General features: G+C 67.5%; 16 protein-coding genes. 9 read left to right on the top strand and 7 right to left on the bottom strand.

Annotation, left to right across the window (positions count from 1 at the left end):
* Nucleotides 1-236 precede the first annotated feature (236 nt).
* From dacB to U5775_RS20440, 3 genes are all read left to right on the top strand, one after another.
* Complete coding sequence (gene dacB, locus U5775_RS20450) at nucleotides 237-1,916, top strand: D-alanyl-D-alanine carboxypeptidase/D-alanyl-D-alanine-endopeptidase (protein WP_322059905.1); 1,680 nt, start codon at nucleotides 237-239, stop codon at nucleotides 1,914-1,916.
* 457 nt (nucleotides 1,917-2,373) lie between these two features.
* Nucleotides 2,374-3,321 carry a sterol desaturase family protein gene (locus tag U5775_RS20445; RefSeq protein WP_322059904.1) on the top strand — a complete coding sequence of 316 codons (948 nt, stop codon included), beginning with the start codon at nucleotides 2,374-2,376 and terminating at the stop codon, nucleotides 3,319-3,321.
* 151 nt (nucleotides 3,322-3,472) lie between these two features.
* A complete protein-coding gene (locus U5775_RS20440) occupies nucleotides 3,473-4,861 on the top strand; it encodes an acylhydrolase (RefSeq protein ID WP_322059903.1) in 1,389 nt (462 codons plus the stop codon).
* Between the two features lie 123 nt (nucleotides 4,862-4,984).
* Here U5775_RS20440 and U5775_RS20435 read toward each other — a convergent pair whose 3' ends face one another.
* The 6 genes from U5775_RS20435 to pyk form a co-directional block, all read right to left on the bottom strand.
* Nucleotides 4,985-6,034 (bottom strand): L-threonylcarbamoyladenylate synthase, encoded by a 1,050-nt coding sequence (locus tag U5775_RS20435; RefSeq protein WP_322059902.1) that lies wholly within the window; start codon nucleotides 6,032-6,034, stop codon nucleotides 4,985-4,987.
* 13 nt (nucleotides 6,035-6,047) lie between these two features.
* Entirely contained in the window at nucleotides 6,048-7,265 is a 1,218-nt protein-coding gene (locus tag U5775_RS20430) for a 5-(carboxyamino)imidazole ribonucleotide synthase (protein WP_322059901.1), read from the bottom strand.
* A 160-nt stretch (nucleotides 7,266-7,425) separates the two neighbouring features.
* Complete coding sequence (purE, locus tag U5775_RS20425; protein ID WP_028217826.1) at nucleotides 7,426-7,944, bottom strand: 5-(carboxyamino)imidazole ribonucleotide mutase; 519 nt, start codon at nucleotides 7,942-7,944, stop codon at nucleotides 7,426-7,428.
* A 30-nt stretch (nucleotides 7,945-7,974) separates the two neighbouring features.
* Nucleotides 7,975-8,865, bottom strand: a complete 891-nt coding sequence (locus tag U5775_RS20420) for a phosphoribosylaminoimidazolesuccinocarboxamide synthase (protein WP_322059900.1) — start codon at nucleotides 8,863-8,865, stop codon at nucleotides 7,975-7,977.
* Nucleotides 8,866-9,086: 221 nt separating this feature from the next.
* Entirely contained in the window at nucleotides 9,087-10,151 is a 1,065-nt protein-coding gene (fba, locus tag U5775_RS20415) for a class II fructose-bisphosphate aldolase (protein ID WP_322059899.1), read from the bottom strand.
* A 398-nt stretch (nucleotides 10,152-10,549) separates the two neighbouring features.
* Nucleotides 10,550-11,986 carry a pyruvate kinase gene (pyk, locus tag U5775_RS20410; protein WP_322059898.1) on the bottom strand — a complete coding sequence of 479 codons (1,437 nt, stop codon included), beginning with the start codon at nucleotides 11,984-11,986 and terminating at the stop codon, nucleotides 10,550-10,552.
* Here pyk and U5775_RS20405 point away from each other — a divergent pair.
* The gene (locus U5775_RS20405; RefSeq protein WP_322059897.1) at nucleotides 11,985-12,377 is read left to right on the top strand and encodes a hypothetical protein; all 393 of its coding nucleotides are present in this window, start codon (nucleotides 11,985-11,987) and stop codon (nucleotides 12,375-12,377) included. The genes pyk and U5775_RS20405 overlap by 2 nt on opposite strands.
* On the opposite strand, the gene U5775_RS20400 is transcribed toward U5775_RS20405, so the two are convergent.
* Entirely contained in the window at nucleotides 12,374-13,573 is a 1,200-nt protein-coding gene (locus U5775_RS20400) for a phosphoglycerate kinase (protein WP_322059896.1), read from the bottom strand. The genes U5775_RS20405 and U5775_RS20400 overlap by 4 nt on opposite strands.
* A gap of 588 nt (nucleotides 13,574-14,161) precedes the next feature.
* Here U5775_RS20400 and U5775_RS20395 point away from each other — a divergent pair.
* The 5 genes from U5775_RS20395 to U5775_RS20375 all read left to right on the top strand — a co-directional run bounded on the left by U5775_RS20395 (nucleotide 14,162) and on the right by U5775_RS20375 (nucleotide 18,418).
* Complete coding sequence (locus U5775_RS20395) at nucleotides 14,162-14,356, top strand: zinc-finger domain-containing protein (RefSeq protein WP_028217833.1); 195 nt, start codon at nucleotides 14,162-14,164, stop codon at nucleotides 14,354-14,356.
* A gap of 515 nt (nucleotides 14,357-14,871) precedes the next feature.
* The gene (waaF, locus tag U5775_RS20390) at nucleotides 14,872-15,897 is read left to right on the top strand and encodes a lipopolysaccharide heptosyltransferase II (protein ID WP_322059895.1); all 1,026 of its coding nucleotides are present in this window, start codon (nucleotides 14,872-14,874) and stop codon (nucleotides 15,895-15,897) included.
* A 265-nt stretch (nucleotides 15,898-16,162) separates the two neighbouring features.
* Nucleotides 16,163-16,609 carry a nuclear transport factor 2 family protein gene (locus U5775_RS20385; RefSeq protein ID WP_322059894.1) on the top strand — a complete coding sequence of 149 codons (447 nt, stop codon included), beginning with the start codon at nucleotides 16,163-16,165 and terminating at the stop codon, nucleotides 16,607-16,609.
* Nucleotides 16,610-16,689: 80 nt separating this feature from the next.
* Complete coding sequence (locus U5775_RS20380; protein ID WP_322059893.1) at nucleotides 16,690-17,793, top strand: hydrolase; 1,104 nt, start codon at nucleotides 16,690-16,692, stop codon at nucleotides 17,791-17,793.
* Nucleotides 17,786-18,418 carry a DUF2946 family protein gene (locus U5775_RS20375; protein WP_322059892.1) on the top strand — a complete coding sequence of 211 codons (633 nt, stop codon included), beginning with the start codon at nucleotides 17,786-17,788 and terminating at the stop codon, nucleotides 18,416-18,418. Before U5775_RS20380 ends, U5775_RS20375 begins: the two co-directional genes overlap by 8 nt.
* The last annotated feature ends 96 nt before the right edge of the window (nucleotides 18,419-18,514 follow it).

The raw sequence follows: 18,514 nt of genomic DNA, 5'->3' as shown, positions 1-18,514 counted from the left end.
CGGCCGATGCGCGCGCGCCACGCGAGGTCTTTACAATGTGCGCTTTTGCGGCGCGCGGCGCCGTGCGGCGAACGCGCCCTTTCAGTTGCCTTCGATGGGCACGCAAGGCAGCGCACGCATCGCGAAAGCCGCGCGTCAGCCGTTTCCGCGTCCGCGCACGACGTCGCGAAAAGCCCGCCCGGGCGAAAAGCGCCGCGCGCGGCCCCTGCATTGCCTGCCTTCGTTCAACGCTCTTCATGCCGCCCGTTTCGCTGTCCCGACTACGTTCCCTGTTCCGCCTGAACACCCCGCGCCCCCTCGCGCTCGCCCTCGCGTGCGCCGCGCTCGCCGCAACCTTTGCCGGCCCGCCGGCCCAGGCTCAGGGCCAGGGCGAGGCGCCGCCCGCGGGCGCGCGCGTTCCCACGGTCAACGTCAGCACCGTCTTGCCGCCCAGCGTGATGGCCGGGCTCGAGCGCGCGAACGTGCCGCTTTCTTCGGTGAGCGTCGTGATCGAGAAAGTGGGCGACCGCCAGCCGAGCGTCGCCGTCAACGCGGGCCAGCCGATGATGCCCGCCTCGACGATGAAACTCGTCACCACATGGAGCGGCCTCTCGATGCTCGGGCCCGACTACCGCTGGAAGACCAGCGCGTACACCGACGGCGAGGTGGACGCGAGCGGCACGCTGCACGGCAATCTCTACATCAAGGGCACGGGCGATCCGAAGCTCGTCCCCGAAGAGCTGATCGATCTCGTGCAGAAGATCCGCGCGACCGGCATCGTGCGCATTGAAGGCGCGCTCGTGCTCGACAAGAGCGAGTTCGACGCCTCCACGCGCGACCTGCCCTCGTTCGACGGCGACGAAAGCGCGCCCTACAACGTGGGCCCTGATCCGCTGATGTACGCGTTCAAGTCGGTTTCGTTCACGTTCTCGCCTTCGCACGACGGCGTCTCGATCGACGTGGTGCCGCCCGTCGCGCAATGGCAGATCGACAACCAGATCCGCGAGCGCGCCGGCAAGTGCGGCGGCCTGCTGCCGAGCCCGCAGGTCACGCCGGGCGCGAACGGCGTCGTCACGGCGAGCTTCGCGGGCAACTACGCCATGCGCTGCGGCGATCGCACGCTCAACATGGCCGCGCCCGTCGATCACAGCACCTTCTTCGCCGACGGCTTCCTCGCGCTCTGGCAGCAAGCGGGCGGCAGCTTCGCGGGCACGACGCGCGAAGGCGTCGTGCCGCCGCGCGCGCGTCTGCTGGGCGTGCATCAAAGCCCGCCGCTCGCGGACGTCGTGCACGACATCAACAAGTTCAGCAACAACGTGATGGCGCGCAATCTGTTCCTCACGCTCGGCGCCGTCGAGGAGAAGCCGCCCGCGACCACGGCGAAGGCCGCCACCGCCGTCACGACGTTCCTGCGCAAGAGCGGCATCTCCATGCCCGAGCTCGTGCTCGACAACGGCTGCGGCCTTTCGCGCGAGGAGCACATCAGCGCGCTCTCGCTCGCGAACCTGCTGCAAGCCGCCAACGCGAGCCCGGTCGCGCAGCCGTTCATCGACTCGCTGCCGATCGCGGGCGTGGACGGCACCATGCGCAACCGCTTGAACCGGGCCGGCGTGGACGGCAATGCGCACATCAAGACCGGCACGCTGCGCGACGTGCGCGCGATCGCGGGCTACGTGGCCGCGCAGAACGGCGAGACCTGGATCGTCGTGAGCCTCATCAACGATCCGCATGCCGAAGCCGCGCGCGCCGCGCACGACTCGCTGCTCGAATGGGTCTACCAGGGCATGCCCGAGGAGAAGCCCGTGTACGTCGATCCGCATCCGAAGCGCGCGTCGAAGGCGGCGCGAGCCGGCCACGTGACGAAAGCGGAAAAGACGGAAAAGACGAGCAAGGCTGCCGGACGCAAGGCCGTGAAGCGTGATCGCCGCGCGCATTGATTGATTGCGGCATTGATTACAGTAAGCACGAGCGGCGCGCGGCGTATCACTGGCATGCGCCGCTCGTGCCCGACGTATGCGTCGCTTCGCGGCTTGCGCTCCCGGCTTCGCCGCTGGATCCGCATTGCGTCCTTCTTCCTCTCTCCCCACGCTCTCCAGCCGCGCTCGCGTGCTCACTCCAAGGCGTGCCACTCGCGCCGCAACATAGTCCTGCCGCTCGAAGATTTCCTCTAGCAAAGCCCCGAGCGCCGCGCGCGTCGGACGTGTACTCTGACGGGCAAAGTCCGGTAGCGCGCCAGAATATGCCCGCATCGATGACTCTGCGCACCGCGCATCGATCCACGTCAACACACAGGCTGATGCGTTGCGCGTGGGATCGCGCCAGCTGCGATCGACAAAACACAACAATGCCGCGCTGACTCGCCAGCGCCGCTCACGGGACAGGAGGACGAGATTCGTGCAGTTCGACGCTGAATGGCTGCTGCTCGCCCTCGCGCCCGTCTTTCTCGCCTGCATCGGCTGGGAAGCCTGGCACCTCGCCCGCACGCGCCCCGGCGCCGCGCTCTACAGTTGGCCCGACACGCTCTGCAACGCCGCGCTCGCGCTCATGCACCAGGCCACCGACAAGCTCGCCTGGCTCGTCGCCATTCCCGTCTACGCGTACGTCTACCGGCACTGGCGCATCGTCTCGTGGCAGCCCGGCGTGGGCGCCTGGCTCGCGCTCTTTGTCGCCCAGGACCTGCTCTACTACGTGTTCCACCGCGCGAGCCATCGCGTGCGATGGCTCTGGGCCGCGCATGTCGTCCATCATTCGTCGGGGAAGCTCAATCTCTCCACCGCGTTCCGGCAAAGCCTCATGTATCCCGTCGCGGGTATGTGGATCTTCTGGATCCCGCTCGCCGTGCTCGGCTTCCCACCGATGCAGATCGTCGGCATCGTGCTCGTCAATCTCGCGTTCCAGTTTTTCGTGCATACCCAGGCGATCGGCAAACTGGGCTGGCTCGAGTACGTGCTCAACACGCCGTCGATGCATCGCGTCCATCACGCGCGCAATGCGCAATACATCGATCGCAACTACGCGGGCGTGCTCGCGATCTGGGACCGGCTGTTCGGCAGCTACGTCGCCGAAGATGCGCACGAGCCGCCCGTCTACGGCATCGTCAAGCCGCTCGACACCTACAACCCGCTCAAGGCGAGCTTTCACGAATGGTTCGACATGGCACGCGATTTCGCGCGCATGCCCGACTGGCGCACGCGGTTGGCCGCGCTGTTCGCGCCGCCCGACTGGTGCGCGCGCCGGGACGCCGCGCATGCGGTGCCCGATATCCCGAGCCGGCCATCATGCGTGCCGGAAAACAACACTGAGGGTGACATCGGGTCGCGCAAAAACGGAGAGATTGCGTAGTCTGATGGCCACGACCTTCAGGGACGACGCAACAACCCCTCCACAACAAACAGAAAAACCAGACGGCACACGCATCAAAAGTATCAGCAACATCAGAAGCTGGCATCAGGCAATGGCAACACAGGCCACAAACAGAGGAGATGAAGTGAATATGAAGCAACAAGGACCGAAACACCGCACGCTCGTGCGCGCCACCCAGATCGCGCTCGCGAGCGCAGCATTCGCGCTCCTCGCCGCATGCGGCGGCGGTGGCGGCAGCAGCAACAGCAGCGCGAGCACGCCGCCGCCGTCCGGCGTCAACATGCAGGTGGTGACATTCGGTACGAGCCTGTCCGACGCCGGCACGTATTCGGAGCAGCTTCTGCCGGGCTTCGGCGGCGGCCGCTTCACGACCAACCCCGGCGAAGTCTGGGCGCAGAAGGTATCCGAGTATTTCGGCAATTCGCTGTCGCCGGCCTTCGAAGGCGGCTTCGGCGTGCCGCTCACGGCAACGGGCGGCCTCGACTACGCGCAGGGCGGCGCGATGGTCTCGACCGGCGGCGTGGCCGATACCAGCGCCGTGATCCCGGCCGCGAGCGAGCAGCCGCTGACCTGGCAGGTCAGCCAGTATCTGGCGCAGCACGGCAGCTTCAATGCGAATCAGCTCGTGCTCGTCGAGGGCGGCGCGAACGAAATCCTGGCACTGCTCGACAACAGCGGTGCAGGTCTGACGGCGTTCGCCACCGCGCTCGCCAAGGCCAACTTCACGGCGGCCGCGAGCGATCCCGCGACCCAGCAAAAGGCGCTTGCGCAACTTGAGGCGGAAGGCTTTACGGCGGCGCAGGCCCAGGCGCTCGTGCCCGCCGCCATCGCGCTGACCCTCGTCACGTCGGACCCGAACGCGAGCACGGACTTCGCATCGGTCATGCCGATCGTCACCGCCGCCGGCACGCTGGCCAACCTCGTCAACACGCAGATCGCCGGCACGGCCAAGGTCGCGGTCGTGACGGTGCCCGACATCGGCAAGACGCCGGCCGCGATGGCCGCCGATTCGAGCGTCGGCGCCACGCCCGGTTCCGCGAACGCGCCCGATCAGGCGCTCTCGCTCGTCTCGGCGATGTACAACCTCGCGCTGCTCCAGGGTCTGCAGCCGTCGCTCGCGGCCAAGAAGGTCGTCCCGGTCGATACGTTCACGTGGTTCGACCAGTCGATCCAGAACGCGGCCAGCCTCGGCTTCACGGTGACGAACACGGATACCGCCTGCAACCTCACGCAGATGGAAACCGACGCCACCAACTATGCGCTGGCCAATCCGCAGACGACGCTGGGCCTGAACCCGGCCTCGACGCCGCAAGCCATCATCACCGCGGCGGCCCAGCAGTACGGCCAGAGCTTCGGCAGCTCGCTGTTCTGCTCGCCGCAGACGCTGAAGGCGGCCAATGCGCCCACGACCTACATGTTCGCGGATCTCGTGCACCCGACCACGGAGCTGCACGCCCAGTTCGCGACCTACGTCGAGCAGCAACTGGCTGCCGCAGGCATCGGCAAGGCGCCGCAGTAAGGCTGCACACCGCGGCTTGCGCATCGGGTCTCCCCGGTGCGCAAGCCCTCCCTGCGTAAAAACGAAAACACCCCACGCTCCGCAAGGACCGTGGGGTGTTTCATTGAGCGGGGAAAACCGTACTCAGTCCTGCTGCGCCTCGAAGGCCGCGGCCGCGCGGCCGAGCCGGTCGTTCACGGCGATCCACTCGAGGGTCTCGGGCAGCTTTTCGATCAGGATGCGCGTGACGTTCGCGCGATCGAGCACACGCAGCAGGCCGTAGAGCTCGCGCGCGTAAATCTGCGGCTCTTCCGGCGCGGCCACGAAATGCACGTTGGCCGCGCTCGCCCAGGCGCCCGCGCGCGAGCCGCGCGCGACCAGCGCCACCGTTTCGCCCGCGTCGCGCGCGGCGGCCAGCAGCGGCTCCAGCGCCTCGAACGGCAGCAGCGCGAGCGGCGTGCGCGGCGCGTAGTGGGCCTTGAGCGTGCCCGAGGCGCGCGGCGCCGTGGCGTCCGAGCCGTCGGGCAGGCGCGGCGCCTCGCCCAGCACGCGCGCGATGTCGAGCGGGCTCACATGGCCCGGACGCAGCAGCGCCGGGAAGCCGCGCGAGAGATCGAGAATCGTCGACTCGATGCCGACGTCGCACGCCCCGCCATCGAGCACGTGCACCGCCGCGCCGAACTCGTCGCGCACGTGCTGCGCCGTGGTCGGGCTCACGTGGCCGAAGCGGTTCGCCGAAGGCGCCGCGACGCCGCCGTGTCCGCCGCGCCGCTTCGAGAACGCGGCCAGCAGCTTCTGCGCCACCGGATGCGAGGGGCAGCGCAAGCCCACCGAGTCCTGGCCGCCGCTCACCGCGTCGGGAATGCGCGCATGGCGCTTGACGATCAGGGTCAGCGGGCCGGGCCAGAAGGCATCGACGAGCTTCTGCGCGGCCTCGGGCCACTCGGCGGCCCAGTACTGCGGGTCGCCGCCCGGCGGCAGGTGGACGATCACCGGATGATTCGCGGGCCGGCCCTTCGCGGCGTAGATGCGCGCGACGGCCTCTGGGCTCGCCGCGTCGCCGCCGAGTCCGTAGACCGTCTCGGTGGGAAACGCCACGAGCTCGCCCGCGTCGAGCAATGCGGCGGCCTGCTCGATCTCGGCGGCGGTCAACTCAGGTGTGCCGAGGTTCCGGCCTTGCTGCTGATCGGACATGATGCGACCCAACTCAGCTCGTGACGATGTGCAGCAGACGCGCGCAATCGCGTGCGGCCGTGCGCGCTTCGTCGAGCGTCGGTGCGGTGAAGTTCACGTGGCCCATCTTGCGGCCCGGACGCGCCTCCTCCTTGCCATACAGATGCAGGCGCGCGGAAGGCATCGCCGCGACCTGGTCCCACGGCGGCGTGACCGGCGCCGCGCCTTTGCGGGGCTTCGCCTCGCCCACGGCGCAGGGGAACCAGACGTCGCCAAGAATGTTGAGCATCACGGCCGGCGAGTGCTGGCGCGTGTCGCCGAGCGGCATGCCCGTCATCGCGCGCACCTGCTGCTCGAACTGGCTCGTCGCGCAGGCATCGGTCGTGTAGTGACCGGAGTTGTGCGGACGCGGCGCCATTTCGTTGGCGACGAGCGAGCCGTCTTCGAGGATGAAGAATTCCACGCACAGCACGCCCACGTAGCCGAGCTTCGCGGCGATCTGAATCGCGGCCTGCTGCGCCTGCTGCACGAGCGCCGCGCTCGCGTCGGGCGCGGGCACGATGGTGTGCGAGAGCACGCCGTTGCGGTGCGTGTTCTGCGCGAGCGGATAGACCACGCTCGCGCCGCTCACGCCGCGCGCGATCAGCGCGCTCACCTCGAACTTCAGCGGCAGACGCTTTTCGACCACGCAAGGCACGCCGCCGAGCGACGCATGCGCCTCGCGCACTTCTTCGGCATTGGTCACGCGGATCTGGCCTTTGCCGTCGTAGCCCATGCGCGCGGTCTTGACGATGCCCGGCAGCACGGCGGCGAGCGCCTCGTCGCCGAGGGCGGCCAGCGCCTGCGACGACTCGATCACCACGTGCGGCGCGACCGGCACGCCGGCCGCCGCAATGAAGCGCTTCTCGGCGATGCGGTCCTGCGCCACGGCCACGCAGCGGCCGGCGGGGCTCACGAAGGTCGACTTCGCGAGCGCGTCGAGACTCGCCGCGGGCACGTTCTCGAATTCGGTCGAGACGGCCGCGCACAGCCGCGCGAGCTCGGTCAGCGCGGCTTCGTCGTCGTAGGGCGCGCGGATATGGCGGTCGGCGACGGTCCCTGCCGGGCTCGTCGCATCGGGATCGAGCACCGCGACGCGATAGCCCATTGCCTGGGCGGCAAAGCAGAACATGCGGCCGAGCTGGCCGCCACCCACCATGCCCAGCCAGGCGCCGGGCAGGATCGGTGAAACCGGAGAGTTGTCAGAAGTCATCTTCGTGGTCGGTCGCGGCTGGCCGCGGCGCGCAGGTGAACTCGCGCGGGCCAGGCCGGGGTTTAACGTCACAACGGAAACAGGCGGGACGCGCTGCCCCGCCTGTTTGCGCCTCGACGGCGTTACTTCAAGCCACTGCGGGCGCTTGCGCGCGCCGCCATCACAGCGCCGGCAGCACCATCGCGTGCGCCGCTTCGTTCTGGCGCACGCGGAAGGCCGCGAGCTTGTTCGCGTATTCGGGATCGGTCACGCTCAGCATCGACACGGCGAACAGCGCCGCATTGGCCGCGCCCGCCTCGCCGATGGCGAAGGTCGCGACCGGCACGCCCTTGGGCATCTGCACGATCGAGTGAAGCGAGTCCACGCCCTTGAGGTACTTGCTGACCGCGGGCACGCCGAGCACCGGCACCGTGGTCTTGGCCGCCAGCATGCCCGGCAGGTGCGCCGCGCCGCCCGCGCCCGCGATGATCGCGCGCAGGCCGCGCTCGCGCGCTTTTTCCGCGTACTCGAACATCTCGTCGGGCATGCGGTGCGCCGAAACCACCTTCGCCTCGTACGCGACGCCGAACTCCTGGAGGATCGCGACCGCGTGCTTCATCGTGTCCCAGTCGGAGCTGGAGCCCATCAACACGCCGACGAGCGGCGCCGCATGCTGGTGAGCCGTCTGAACTTCACTCATTGTGCTTCCTTCTTCCCTCTTTTCGCTCGCTCAAGCGAGCTTCTGGCCGGTGAGACGCTCGAGCGCCTCCTGATATTTCGCCGACGTCTTCGCCAGCACGTCGTCGGGCAGCTTCGGCGCCGGCGGCTCTTTCTTCCACGGCTGGGCTTCGAGCCAGTCGCGCACGAACTGCTTGTCGAACGACGGCGGGTTCGCGCCCACCTGGTATTGATCCGCGGGCCAGAAACGCGACGAATCGGCGGTGAGCGCCTCGTCCATCAGATAAAGCTGGCCCTGGTCGTCGAGACCGAACTCGAACTTGGTGTCGGCGATGATGATGCCGCGCGTGGCCGCGTAATCGGCGGCTTCCTTGTACAGCTTGATCGAAATCTCTTTGATGGTGCGCGAGAGCTCGGTGCCGATGCGGCGCTCCATCTCTTCATACGTGATGTTCTCGTCGTGGTGGCCCATTTCGGCCTTGGCCGCCGGCGTGAAGATCGGCTCGGGCAGCTTCTGCGCGTTCTGCAGGCCCGGCGGCAACTCGACGCCGCACACGGCGCCCGTCGCCTGATAGTCCTTCCAGCCGCTGCCGGCCAGATAGCCGCGCACCACGGCTTCCACGAGGATCGGCTCGAGGCGCTTGACCACCACGGCGCGGCCCTTGACCTGCTCGACTTCGTCGGCGGCCACGACCGTTTCGGGCGCGATGCCCGTGAGGTGGTTCGGCACGACGTGCTTGAGCTTCTCGAACCAGAAGTCGGCCATCTGGTTGAGCACCTCGCCCTTGCGCGGAATCGGCTCGCCCATGATGACGTCGAACGCCGAGAGACGGTCGGTCGTGACGATCAGCAGCTTGTCGTTGCCCACGGCATAGTTGTCGCGGACCTTGCCGCGGCCGAGGAGCGGCAGCGAGCGGAGCGTGGATTCGTAGAGGGTAGACATCGTCGTGATTCGCTAAAAGGACAATCGAAAACGGGCAGATCCGGCTCGAATTCGCGGCGGCAAGCTGCGGCGGGAAACCGGATTCCCGGAGGTACTGAAGGGTAAACCAAAAATCTCAGAAAAGCCCATCGCCGTTCCCCCAAAACAGGCGGAAACGGCGATGTTTTTACGACTTCGGCGCGGCCGGACCGAGCCGGCGCGCCAGGCGCCCGAGGCCCGCTTTAGCGGACGATCTGCGCGAGTTCGCCCGACTTGTACTTCTCGGCAATCTTGTCCAGCGCGACCGGCTTGATCTTGCCAGCCTGGCCTTCGCAGCCGAACGCGAGGTAGCGGTCCACGCAGACCTTCTTCGCGGCTTCGCGCGCCGGCTTCAGGTAGTCGCGCGGGTCGAACTTCGACGGGTTCTGATACATATAGCGACGGATCGCGCCCGTGATCGCCAGACGCAGGTCCGTGTCGATGTTGATCTTGCGCACGCCGTGACGGATGCCTTCCTGGATCTCCTCGACCGGCACGCCGTAGGTTTCCTTCATGTCGCCGCCGAACTCGCGGATTTCCGCGAGCAGCTCCTGCGGCACCGACGACGAGCCGTGCATCACGAGGTGCGTGTTCGGAATGCGCGCGTGGATTTCCTTGATGCGCTGGATCGACAGGATGTCGCCCGTGGGCTTCTTCGAGAACTTGTACGCGCCGTGCGAGGTGCCGATGGCGATGGCCAGCGCGTCGCACTGCGTGAGCTTCACGAAGTCGGCGGCCTGCTCCGGATCGGTCAGGAGCTGTTCGCGCGTCATGGTGCCTTCGGCGCCGTGACCATCTTCCTTGTCGCCCTTCATCGTCTCGAGCGAGCCGAGCACGCCCAGTTCCGCTTCCACCGTCACGCCGATCGAGTGCGCCATTTCGACGACCTTGCGCGAGACATCGACGTTGTACTCGTACGAAGCGACCGTCTTGCCATCGGCTTCGAGCGAGCCGTCCATCATCACGCTGGTGAAGCCGCTGCGGATCGCCGCCATGCAGACCGCCGGCGACTGGCCGTGGTCCTGGTGCATCACGACCGGAATATGCGGATACGACTCGACCGCGGCTTCGATCAGGTGACGCAGGAACGGCTCGCCCGCGTATTTGCGCGCGCCTGCCGAGGCCTGCATGATCACCGGCGCACCGACCTGGTTCGCCGCTTCCATGATCGCCTGGACTTGCTCCAGGTTGTTCACGTTGAAAGCCGGCAGGCCATAGCCGTGCTCAGCCGCGTGGTCGAGCAGTTGACGCATTGAAACGAGAGGCATTGTTGCTACTCCTTTGATTTGAAACGAATTGCTTCGTGCCGCCGGCCGTCTTGCGCGACCGGTCGAGGGTGGCCTGGCGGCCACCGCCCGCGTGCCAGGCAGCGGGCTCGATGGCATGATTTTATCGCGAAGCCGCCGTGTTCCCGCCGCCAAAAAACTAAACTGGCATGAATTTGGCGTATCAGGACGTCAAATCGGCGAGAAGATGCAAAAAGAGTTGACAGCCCACGCGCTGCCTCTAGCGCGCGTGGGCCGCAATTGCAGGGAAAAAGCGCCTAATTAGCGCCCATCTGATACCAATTTGATACCAGTCGATCTCGGCACCCGTCGCCGCTCATCGACGTCAACGGCGCGACCTCGCGTGTCTCGAAAATAAAGCGAAAAAATTCGCCTTAAATTCAGAAGACGTCGCCGACCCGCACGATCTTCAGCGTGTTGGTGCCGCCGGGCTGCCCCATCGGCTCGCCCACGGTCAGCACGACCATGTCGCCGCGCGACGCGTAGCCCTTGCTCACCACCACTTCGATCGCCTGCTGGAGCGCGGTGTCGCGGTCGCTGCTGGTGTCCAGATGCAGCGGCGTGACATTGCGGTAGAGCGACATCGCGCGCTCGCTGCCCGTGCGCGGCGTGAGCGCGAAGATCGGCACGTGGGTCCAGTGACGCGACATCCAGAGCGCGGTCGAGCCCGACTCCGTGAGCGCGACGATCGCCTTGGCGCCCAGGTGGTAGGCCGTGAACAGCGCGCCCATCGCGATCGACTGGTCGATGCGCGTGAAAGTACGGTCGAGGAAATCCTTGTCGAGCTCGCTCTGCTCCGACTTCTCGGCTTCCACGCAGATCGCGGCCATCGCCTCGATGGTCTGCACCGGGTACTTGCCCGCCGCCGATTCGGCCGAGAGCATTACGGCGTCGGTGCCGTCGAGCACGGCGTTGGCGACGTCCGAGACTTCGGCGCGCGTGGGCACGGGCGCGTGGATCATCGACTCCATCATCTGTGTGGCCGTGATCACGAGCTTGTTCGACTCGCGCGCCATGCGGATCATGCGCTTTTGCAGCGCCGGCACCGCGGCATTGCCGACTTCGACGGCCAGGTCGCCGCGCGCGACCATGATGCCGTCCGACGAATCGAGGATCTCCTGGAGCGCCGGAATGGCCTCGGCGCGCTCGATCTTCGCGATCATCTTCGGCTTGATGCCGTAGGGCGCGCCCGCGATGTTCGCGAGCTGGCGCGCCATTTCCATGTCGGTGGCGTTCTTCGGGAACGACACGGCCACGAAATCCACGCTGAGCGACATCGCCGTGCGGATGTCCTCCATGTCCTTCGCGGTGAGCGCGGGCGCCGTGAGGCCGCCGCCCTGGCGGTTGATGCCCTTGTTGTTCGACAGGTCGCCACCCACGCGCACCGTGGTGTGGATCTCGCTGCCGATCACGCGCACGACGTCGAGCACGATCAGGCCGTCATTGAGCAGCAGCACGTCGGCGGGTTTCAGATCGCGCGGCAGGTCCTTGTAGTCGAGGCCGACACGCTCGTCGTTGCCGAGTTCGCACTCGGCGTCGAGGATGAAGGGCTGGCCCGGCTCGAGCGTCGTCTTGCCGTTCTCGAACTTGCCCACGCGGATCTTGGGGCCTTGCAGGTCGGCCATGATCGCGACTTCGCGGCCGGACTTGCGGGCGCACTCCCGCACCATTTCGGCGCGCTGACGGTGATCGTCGGCGCTGCCGTGCGAGAAGTTGAGGCGCACCACGTCCAATCCTGCGTGGATCATTTTCTGCAGGATGTCCGGCGTGCTGGAAGCCGGACCGATGGTGGCGACAATCTTGGTGGCGCGATGCATGAGTCTCCTCGTCTGGAAAGGATCGCTGGGAAAACCGTTGCTGCGAGACGTGCTGGCCGGCTCGACCGCCGATATGGCGTGGCCGGAACGCGCACCGGTTCGGGCCGGCGTCGCTTTCTGGGAGGGCGCCGCGCCAGTCGGCGAGACAGGCGCGGCGTTGCTGATGCTTGCGTTCGGGTCCGTGACGGGCGTCGCGTTCGCCCGCGCGGTGCCCGCGAGAGGCGCTGCGCGCCCCTGCGCTTTGGCGTTTTTTGCGTCTTTTACGTCATGCGCAGCCCCGGCGGCGCCGGCGCGACGCGGTTTCGCGGCGGCGGCCTTTGTCGCCGCGTTTGCGGTCGCTTTTGTCACCGCTTTTGCCACTTTAGCGGCCGGGGCGCGCGGCGCCACTTAGCTAGCCGCCCGGGTTTCGAGCACTTCGACGGCCGGCAGCTTCTTGCCCTCGAGGAATTCGAGGAAGGCGCCGCCGCCGGTCGAGATGTAGCTGACCTTGTCGGCGATGTCGTACTTCGCGATGGCCGCGAGCGTATCGCCGCCGCCGGCGATCGAGAACGCGCCAGAGCTGGCGATGGCGCTCGCGAGCGTCTCTGTGCCATTGCCGAACTGGTCGAACTCGAACACGCCGACCGGGCCGTTCCACACGATCGTGCCGGCCTGCGAGAGCTGCGCGGCGAGCGCGTTGGCCGTGACCGGGCCGATGTCGAGGATCATGTCGTCGTCGGCCACGTCGGCCACGTTCTTCGTCACGGCCTTGGCCGTCGGCGAGAATTCCTTGGCCGTCACGACGTCGGTCGGGATCGGCACCGAGGCGCCGCGCGCGCGCGCCGCGTCGATGATCGCCTTGGCTTCGTCGACGAGATCCGCCTCGGCCAGCGACTTGCCGATCTTCAGGCCCGCCGCAAGCATGAACGTGTTGGCGATGCCGCCGCCCACGATCAGCTGATCGACCTTTTCGGCCAGCGACTTGAGGATGGTGAGCTTGGTCGAGACCTTCGAGCCCGCGACGATCGCCACGAGCGGGCGCTTGGGCGCGCCGAGCGCCTTGCCGAGCGCGTCCAGTTCAGCCGCGAGCAGCGGGCCCGCGCAGGCGATGCCCGCGTACTTCGCGATGCCGTAGGTGGTGGCTTCGGCGCGGTGTGCGGTGCCGAAAGCATCGTTGACGTAGATGTCGCAGAGCTTCGCCATTTTTTGCGCGAGCTCGTCCGAATTCTTCTTCTCGCCCTTGTTGACGCGGCAGTTTTCGAGCAGCACCACGTCGCCCGGCGCGACGTTCACGCCGTTTTCGACCCAGTTCGCGACCAGCGGCACGTCGCGGCCGAGCAGCTCGGCAAGACGCTTCGCGACGGGCGCGAGCGAGTCTTCGGGCTTGAATTCGCCTTCGGTCGGGCGGCCCAGGTGCGAGGTGACCATGACGGCCGCGCCGGCGTCGAGCGCCGCCTTGATGGCCGGCACGGAAGCGCGCACGCGGGTGTCTTCGGTGATATTGCCCTGGTCGTCCTGCGGCACGTTCAGGTCGGCGCGGATGAACACCCGCTTGCCCTTGAGCTTGCCTTCGGAGATCAGATCGGAAAGACGCAGAACCTTGTTCATGGACATGTCATCTTGATGGTGGGAAGGCGGTGGCAAGGCGATGCGGGCGCCGGATGCAACACGGGCAATCAGCGCGCGGGCGGTACGGGCACAACGGGCGCGGCGCGGGATCCGCGCGGCTGCCTGGACTTAAACCTGGTCCTGGACCAGAGGCCGGCGCCGCTGCGGGTCGCTGCTCGGCGCCGGGCGCGAGGCCAGCATCGAATTGCGAGATCGGTATTTTAGCCGATAGCCAGGATGATCTGAGGCGTGCTTAAGCGAATGTCGCGTATTTGCGCGAACGCCGCGCGGATCTTGCTGACCCTTACAAGACTGACAGCTACAGCCGGCTCAGGCGCCGGGGCAAGCGAAACCCCACCGCATGCGCCCGCGAGCGCGCTTGCGGCGCACAAATGACGCTAAAATGCGTCTCTTTGCCCGGCGCACGCCCGAAGGGTTCGCGCATGGCCAGGTTGTGGCGTGAGAGCGGGCCTGTGCACATGCGGTCCGCTACGTCGCGCGACGCCCGGATTGTGGCCCCGAAGGTCTGAGCGCCCGCGGCCTGCCGCACCCTGCTGCACCCCATTGGATACAAAGAGAATCATCCTCATGAGCGAACTCAAGGAAATGCCGCTGGTCGAGTTGAAGGCCAAGGACCTGCCCGCGTATTGCCCGAATCCGTCGATGCCGCGCTGGAGCAATCATCCGCGCGTCTTTATCGACGTGACGCATGGCGAGGCGAAGTGCCCGTACTGCAGCACCCGCTACAAGCTGCGTGACGGCGAGGTCGTGCACGGTCACTGACGGCATCGTTGCTGGCATCGCTAGTGGCATCGCTGTTGGCATAAACGGCAGCTCGGTTCGCGCACACGGCAGCATATGAGGACAAGCAGCGCAAGGCGCCACGCCGCCCCCTGAACGCGCCGGCAACGGCAGGCGCACCGGGTTCGCGGCGGCGGCATCCGCTCTTGCAGCGCTCGCAACGCTTTGCGCACCCGGCGCCTCGACTGGAACCGGACGCGCGCAACGTTTGGGATTCCTCGCGTTTTTTGCCGGCGTCCAACGGCGCGGCACGCGGTGTGCTCCCAGTGCCTGCTCCGCGCTTGTCGCGTGCCTGCTCCGCGTTCGCCCCATGCCCGCCCTGCCGCCCAAGCCGCAGCCATGACATACAGCCGCTGCACCAGCCGCCTCGCGCGGCTCGCAGCCCGCCGGCGCGCTTGCCGCGCCGATCCCCTAACCGCGTTTCGCGCGCACGCTCTGGCCCAACCGGGCCAAACCGCGCACGAAATCTCTGCCCTTTTTCCGGACTCTGACTCCCGATGCGCCGCGCGCTGGTAATTGCACCGAACTGGATCGGTGACGCACTGATGGCGCAGCCGCTTCTTTCGCGGCTCGTAAAACTGCATCCGCGCATCGACATCGATGCGCTTGCGCCCACCTGGGTCGCGCCCGTACTCGAGCGCATGCCCGAGATACGCGACGTCTACGCCACCGACCTCGCCCACGGCAAGCTGCAGTTGCTGCGCCGCTGGCAACTGGCCGGCGACCTGCGCGCCGAACGCTACGACGCCGTCTATGTGCTGCCGAATTCGCTCAAGTCCGCGCTGATACCGTGGCTCGCGAACATTCCGCTGCGCATCGGCTACACGGGCGAGAGCCGCTACGGCTTCCTCAACGTGCGCCACGCGAATCCGCCCAAGGACGAGCGTCCGCCGATGGTCAAGCACTACGCCGCGCTCGCCTGGGCGCCAGGCGCCACCGTGCCCGACGATCTGCCGATGCCGCGCCTCGAATCGGACCCGAACGAGGCCTCGCGCGTCTCGGCGCGCTTCAATCTCGACACGCGCGTGCCGCTGCTGGTGTTCTGCCCCGGCGCCGAGTACGGCCCCGCCAAGCGCTGGCCGCCCGAGCATTTCGCGGCGCTCGCGCGCATGGTCGGGCAGTCGTTCCCGTACACGCAGATCGTCGCGCTCGGCTCGCCCAAGGACGCGCCGCTCGCCCAGGCCATCGCCGAAAAGGCCCCGAACGTGCGCAACCTGTGCGGCCAGACCGCGCTGGGCGAAGCCTGCGCGCTCATCTCGCGCGCGAGCGCCGTGGTCACCAACGATTCGGGCCTCATGCACGTGGCCGCGGCGCTGCGCCGGCCGCTCGTGGCGATCTACGGATCGACGGATCCGCGCCACACGCCGCCCTTGTCGGACCTCGCAAAGGTACAATGGCTGCATCTCGATTGCAGTCCCTGCTTTGCGCGCGAGTGTCCGCTCGGGCATCTGAACTGCCTGCGCGAACTGAGCCCCGAACAGGTCTTCGACGATTTGCGCGGCATGCTGGTCGCCCAGCGCTAGCGGCGCCAAACGCGGCGAGCGCGCCGCGCGTGCCCCGGCCGGCGATTTCCCTGCGGCCTGCCGGCAGACAGCCAGAAGTCGGCGAGCGGCACGCCTCACGCGCTTCGCACTGCGGATGTGCGGCACGCCACCGACGCCGTGCCTCGAGCGCGCGCCCAATTGAGGTAACGCGCATCGAAGCGGGGCGTCACAGGCCTGTCTCGCGTCTGTCTCACGAACGAAGCCAACGCCAACCCGCGCGAGAAGCGCATCAGATCAACGAGCCATGCCACGTTTTGCCCATATCTTCGAAGCCGCCGCGGACACTCTCAACGCGTACTACCAGGCCGTCGCGGAGGTCAACATCGACGCGTTGATGGGCCTGTGGATCGACGAGGAATTCGTGAGCTGCATTAGCGCCGAGGGCGCGCATCTGCACGGGCTGTCCGACATTCGCGTGGGCCTCGCCGCGGAGCTCGAGGCGGCGCCGGTGTCGATCGAGCCGCTCGACATCCGCGTCTACGACAGCCTGGGCACCGTGGTCTATGCCATCGTGGAGGCGCATCGGCCCGTGGATCCGGCTGCGATTCCGGCCATGGTCTTCACGACCTATGTGATGGTGCACGAGCGCGGCGAGTGGCGCATCGCGCACATTCACGCGAGCCGCATGCCCGACGACGCCGCAAGCCAGTTCTCGGCGAAGCTGCGCCACGGCCAGGGCGCGCTGCACTGACGTAAAGCGAAGCAAGGCGCGCCACGGAGCAGCACAGCGGTAGAAGAAAGTGGAAGCGCAGCAGAAAGAAGGGGACGGCCATGAGCACGGCAAGCGACAAAGCGGCGATCAGCCCGAGAAGCGACGATGCGGCAAGACGCGCCGCAACCTCTGTCCTGAACGGTGCGAGCGGCTACGCGCAGGCCAGCCCCGGCTATCGCGCGCCCTTCTGGCTGCCCGGCGCGCACATCCAGACCATCGTTCCCGCGCTGTTCTCGCATCTGCCCCTGCCCGTCTACCGGCGCGAACGCTGGGACACGCCCGACGGCGATTTCATCGAGCTCGACTGGGTCGATGCACCCGCTGACGTCTCCGGCTCCGCGCCGGCTGCAACGTCGGGCGCCCCGCTCTTCGTGCTGTTCCATGGCCTCGAAGGCAGTTCCGGCTCGCACTACGCGCGCGCGCTCGCCGCAGCGGCGCATGCGCGCGGCTGGCATGCGGTGATCCCGCACTTTCGCAGTTGCAGCGGGCCGATGAACCTCCTGCCGCGCTTCTACCATCTCGCCGATGCCGCCGAAGTCGACTGGGTCCTGCGCCGCCTCGCCGCGCGTCATGCGGGTCCGCTCGTAGCGGCAGGCGTCTCGCTGGGCGGCAACGTGCTGCTGCACTGGCTCGCGCAGCAGCGCGAGGACGCAAAAATCGTCTCGGCCGCCGCGGCGATCTCGGCGCCGCTCGACGTGCACGCGGGCGGCAAGATGCTCGCAAGCGGCTTCGGCATGATCTACACGCGCAGCTTCCTGAAGACGCTCAAAGTGAAGGCGCTGCAAAAGCTCGAACAGTATCCGGGCCTGTTCGACGCGCAAGCCGTGCTGGCGACCCGCAACATGTTCGAATTCGACGACGTCGTGACCGCGCCGCTCCATGGTTTTCAAAGCGCGCACGACTACTGGACCCAGGCGACGGTACGCCCGAAGCTCGGCGAGATTGCCGTGCCCACGCTCCTCATCAACGCCCGCAACGACCCGTTCCTGCCCGGCGACGTGCTGCCCGCGCGCCACGAAGTGAGCGCCGCCGTCGAGCTTGAGCAGCCCGAGGGCGGCGGCCACGTCGGCTTCATGACCGGGCCGTTTCCGGGCCGCAGCGACTGGCTCGCCCAGCGCGTGACCCGCTATCTCTCGCCTCACCTCCCCACGACTCATGGATGACATTGTCAAGCAGGCCCTCGCGCGCTGGCCCAACGTTCCCCATTGCACCGGCTGGCTGCTGCTCGACGCGCGCGGCCACTGGCGTCTGCGCGACGAAGCCGACCAGGCCCAGGGCGCACAGGGCACGCCGATCCGGCACGAGGCACTCATCGGCTTCATCAACCGCAATTACGAGCACGACGCGCAGGGCCAGTGGTTCTTCCAGAACGGGCCGCAGCGCGTTTATGTCGAGCTCGAATACACGCCGTGGGTCGTGCGTCTCGCGAGCGCGGACGGCGGCGCGCTGACGCTCACCGATCAAACGGGCCGGCCGTTCGAGCCGGCCGCCGTGTACGTGGACGAGCACGGCGCCGTGCTGTTCGCACAAGCTGGGGAGGCGGCGTCGGACACCGCGGACGGGACCGCCGATGCCGCCGCGAACGCGTATGCAAGTGTGGCACTGCTCCACGATCACGATCTCGACTGCTTCACCGAGCACGCGACGCTCGACGAGGACGGCGAGCGCGGCACGTTCCACTGGCGTGCCGGGACCGCGCTGCCCTTGCAATCCATCGCGCGCGCGGACGTGCCGGTGCGCTTCGCGTTCGTGCGGAGTCCCGAGCAAGCGGAAAAGGCTGCGGGCTGAGTGGCGCGGCGTGGCCTGAAAACAGCGCCGCCTTTATCGACGTTCCGACGTTCTCAAGCGATGAGCTAACCCGGCAAGCGCCGTGTGCCAAAGGCA

Origin of the sequence: Paraburkholderia sp. J63 (assembly GCF_905220245.1) — a bacterium.
Taxonomy (GTDB): Bacteria; Pseudomonadota; Gammaproteobacteria; order Burkholderiales; family Burkholderiaceae; genus Paraburkholderia.
This window is presented reverse-complemented; position numbering and strand designations above follow the sequence as displayed.

Coding starts and splice junctions, on each gene's coding strand:
- waaF (WP_322059895.1), top strand. CDS start 14,872: ATGCGCCGCGCGCTGGTAATTGCACCGAACTGGATCGGTGACGCACTG.
- dacB (WP_322059905.1), top strand. CDS start 237: ATGCCGCCCGTTTCGCTGTCCCGACTACGTTCCCTGTTCCGCCTGAAC.
- fba (WP_322059899.1), bottom strand. CDS start 10,151: ATGCCTCTCGTTTCAATGCGTCAACTGCTCGACCACGCGGCTGAGCAC.
- U5775_RS20380 (WP_322059893.1), top strand. CDS start 16,690: ATGAGCACGGCAAGCGACAAAGCGGCGATCAGCCCGAGAAGCGACGAT.
- U5775_RS20395 (WP_028217833.1), top strand. CDS start 14,162: ATGAGCGAACTCAAGGAAATGCCGCTGGTCGAGTTGAAGGCCAAGGAC.
- purE (WP_028217826.1), bottom strand. CDS start 7,944: ATGAGTGAAGTTCAGACGGCTCACCAGCATGCGGCGCCGCTCGTCGGC.
- U5775_RS20385 (WP_322059894.1), top strand. CDS start 16,163: ATGCCACGTTTTGCCCATATCTTCGAAGCCGCCGCGGACACTCTCAAC.
- U5775_RS20420 (WP_322059900.1), bottom strand. CDS start 8,865: ATGTCTACCCTCTACGAATCCACGCTCCGCTCGCTGCCGCTCCTCGGC.
- U5775_RS20430 (WP_322059901.1), bottom strand. CDS start 7,265: ATGACTTCTGACAACTCTCCGGTTTCACCGATCCTGCCCGGCGCCTGG.
- U5775_RS20375 (WP_322059892.1), top strand. CDS start 17,786: ATGGATGACATTGTCAAGCAGGCCCTCGCGCGCTGGCCCAACGTTCCC.
- U5775_RS20400 (WP_322059896.1), bottom strand. CDS start 13,573: ATGAACAAGGTTCTGCGTCTTTCCGATCTGATCTCCGAAGGCAAGCTC.
- U5775_RS20435 (WP_322059902.1), bottom strand. CDS start 6,034: ATGTCCGATCAGCAGCAAGGCCGGAACCTCGGCACACCTGAGTTGACC.
- U5775_RS20440 (WP_322059903.1), top strand. CDS start 3,473: ATGAAGCAACAAGGACCGAAACACCGCACGCTCGTGCGCGCCACCCAG.
- pyk (WP_322059898.1), bottom strand. CDS start 11,986: ATGCATCGCGCCACCAAGATTGTCGCCACCATCGGTCCGGCTTCCAGC.
- U5775_RS20405 (WP_322059897.1), top strand. CDS start 11,985: ATGAGTCTCCTCGTCTGGAAAGGATCGCTGGGAAAACCGTTGCTGCGA.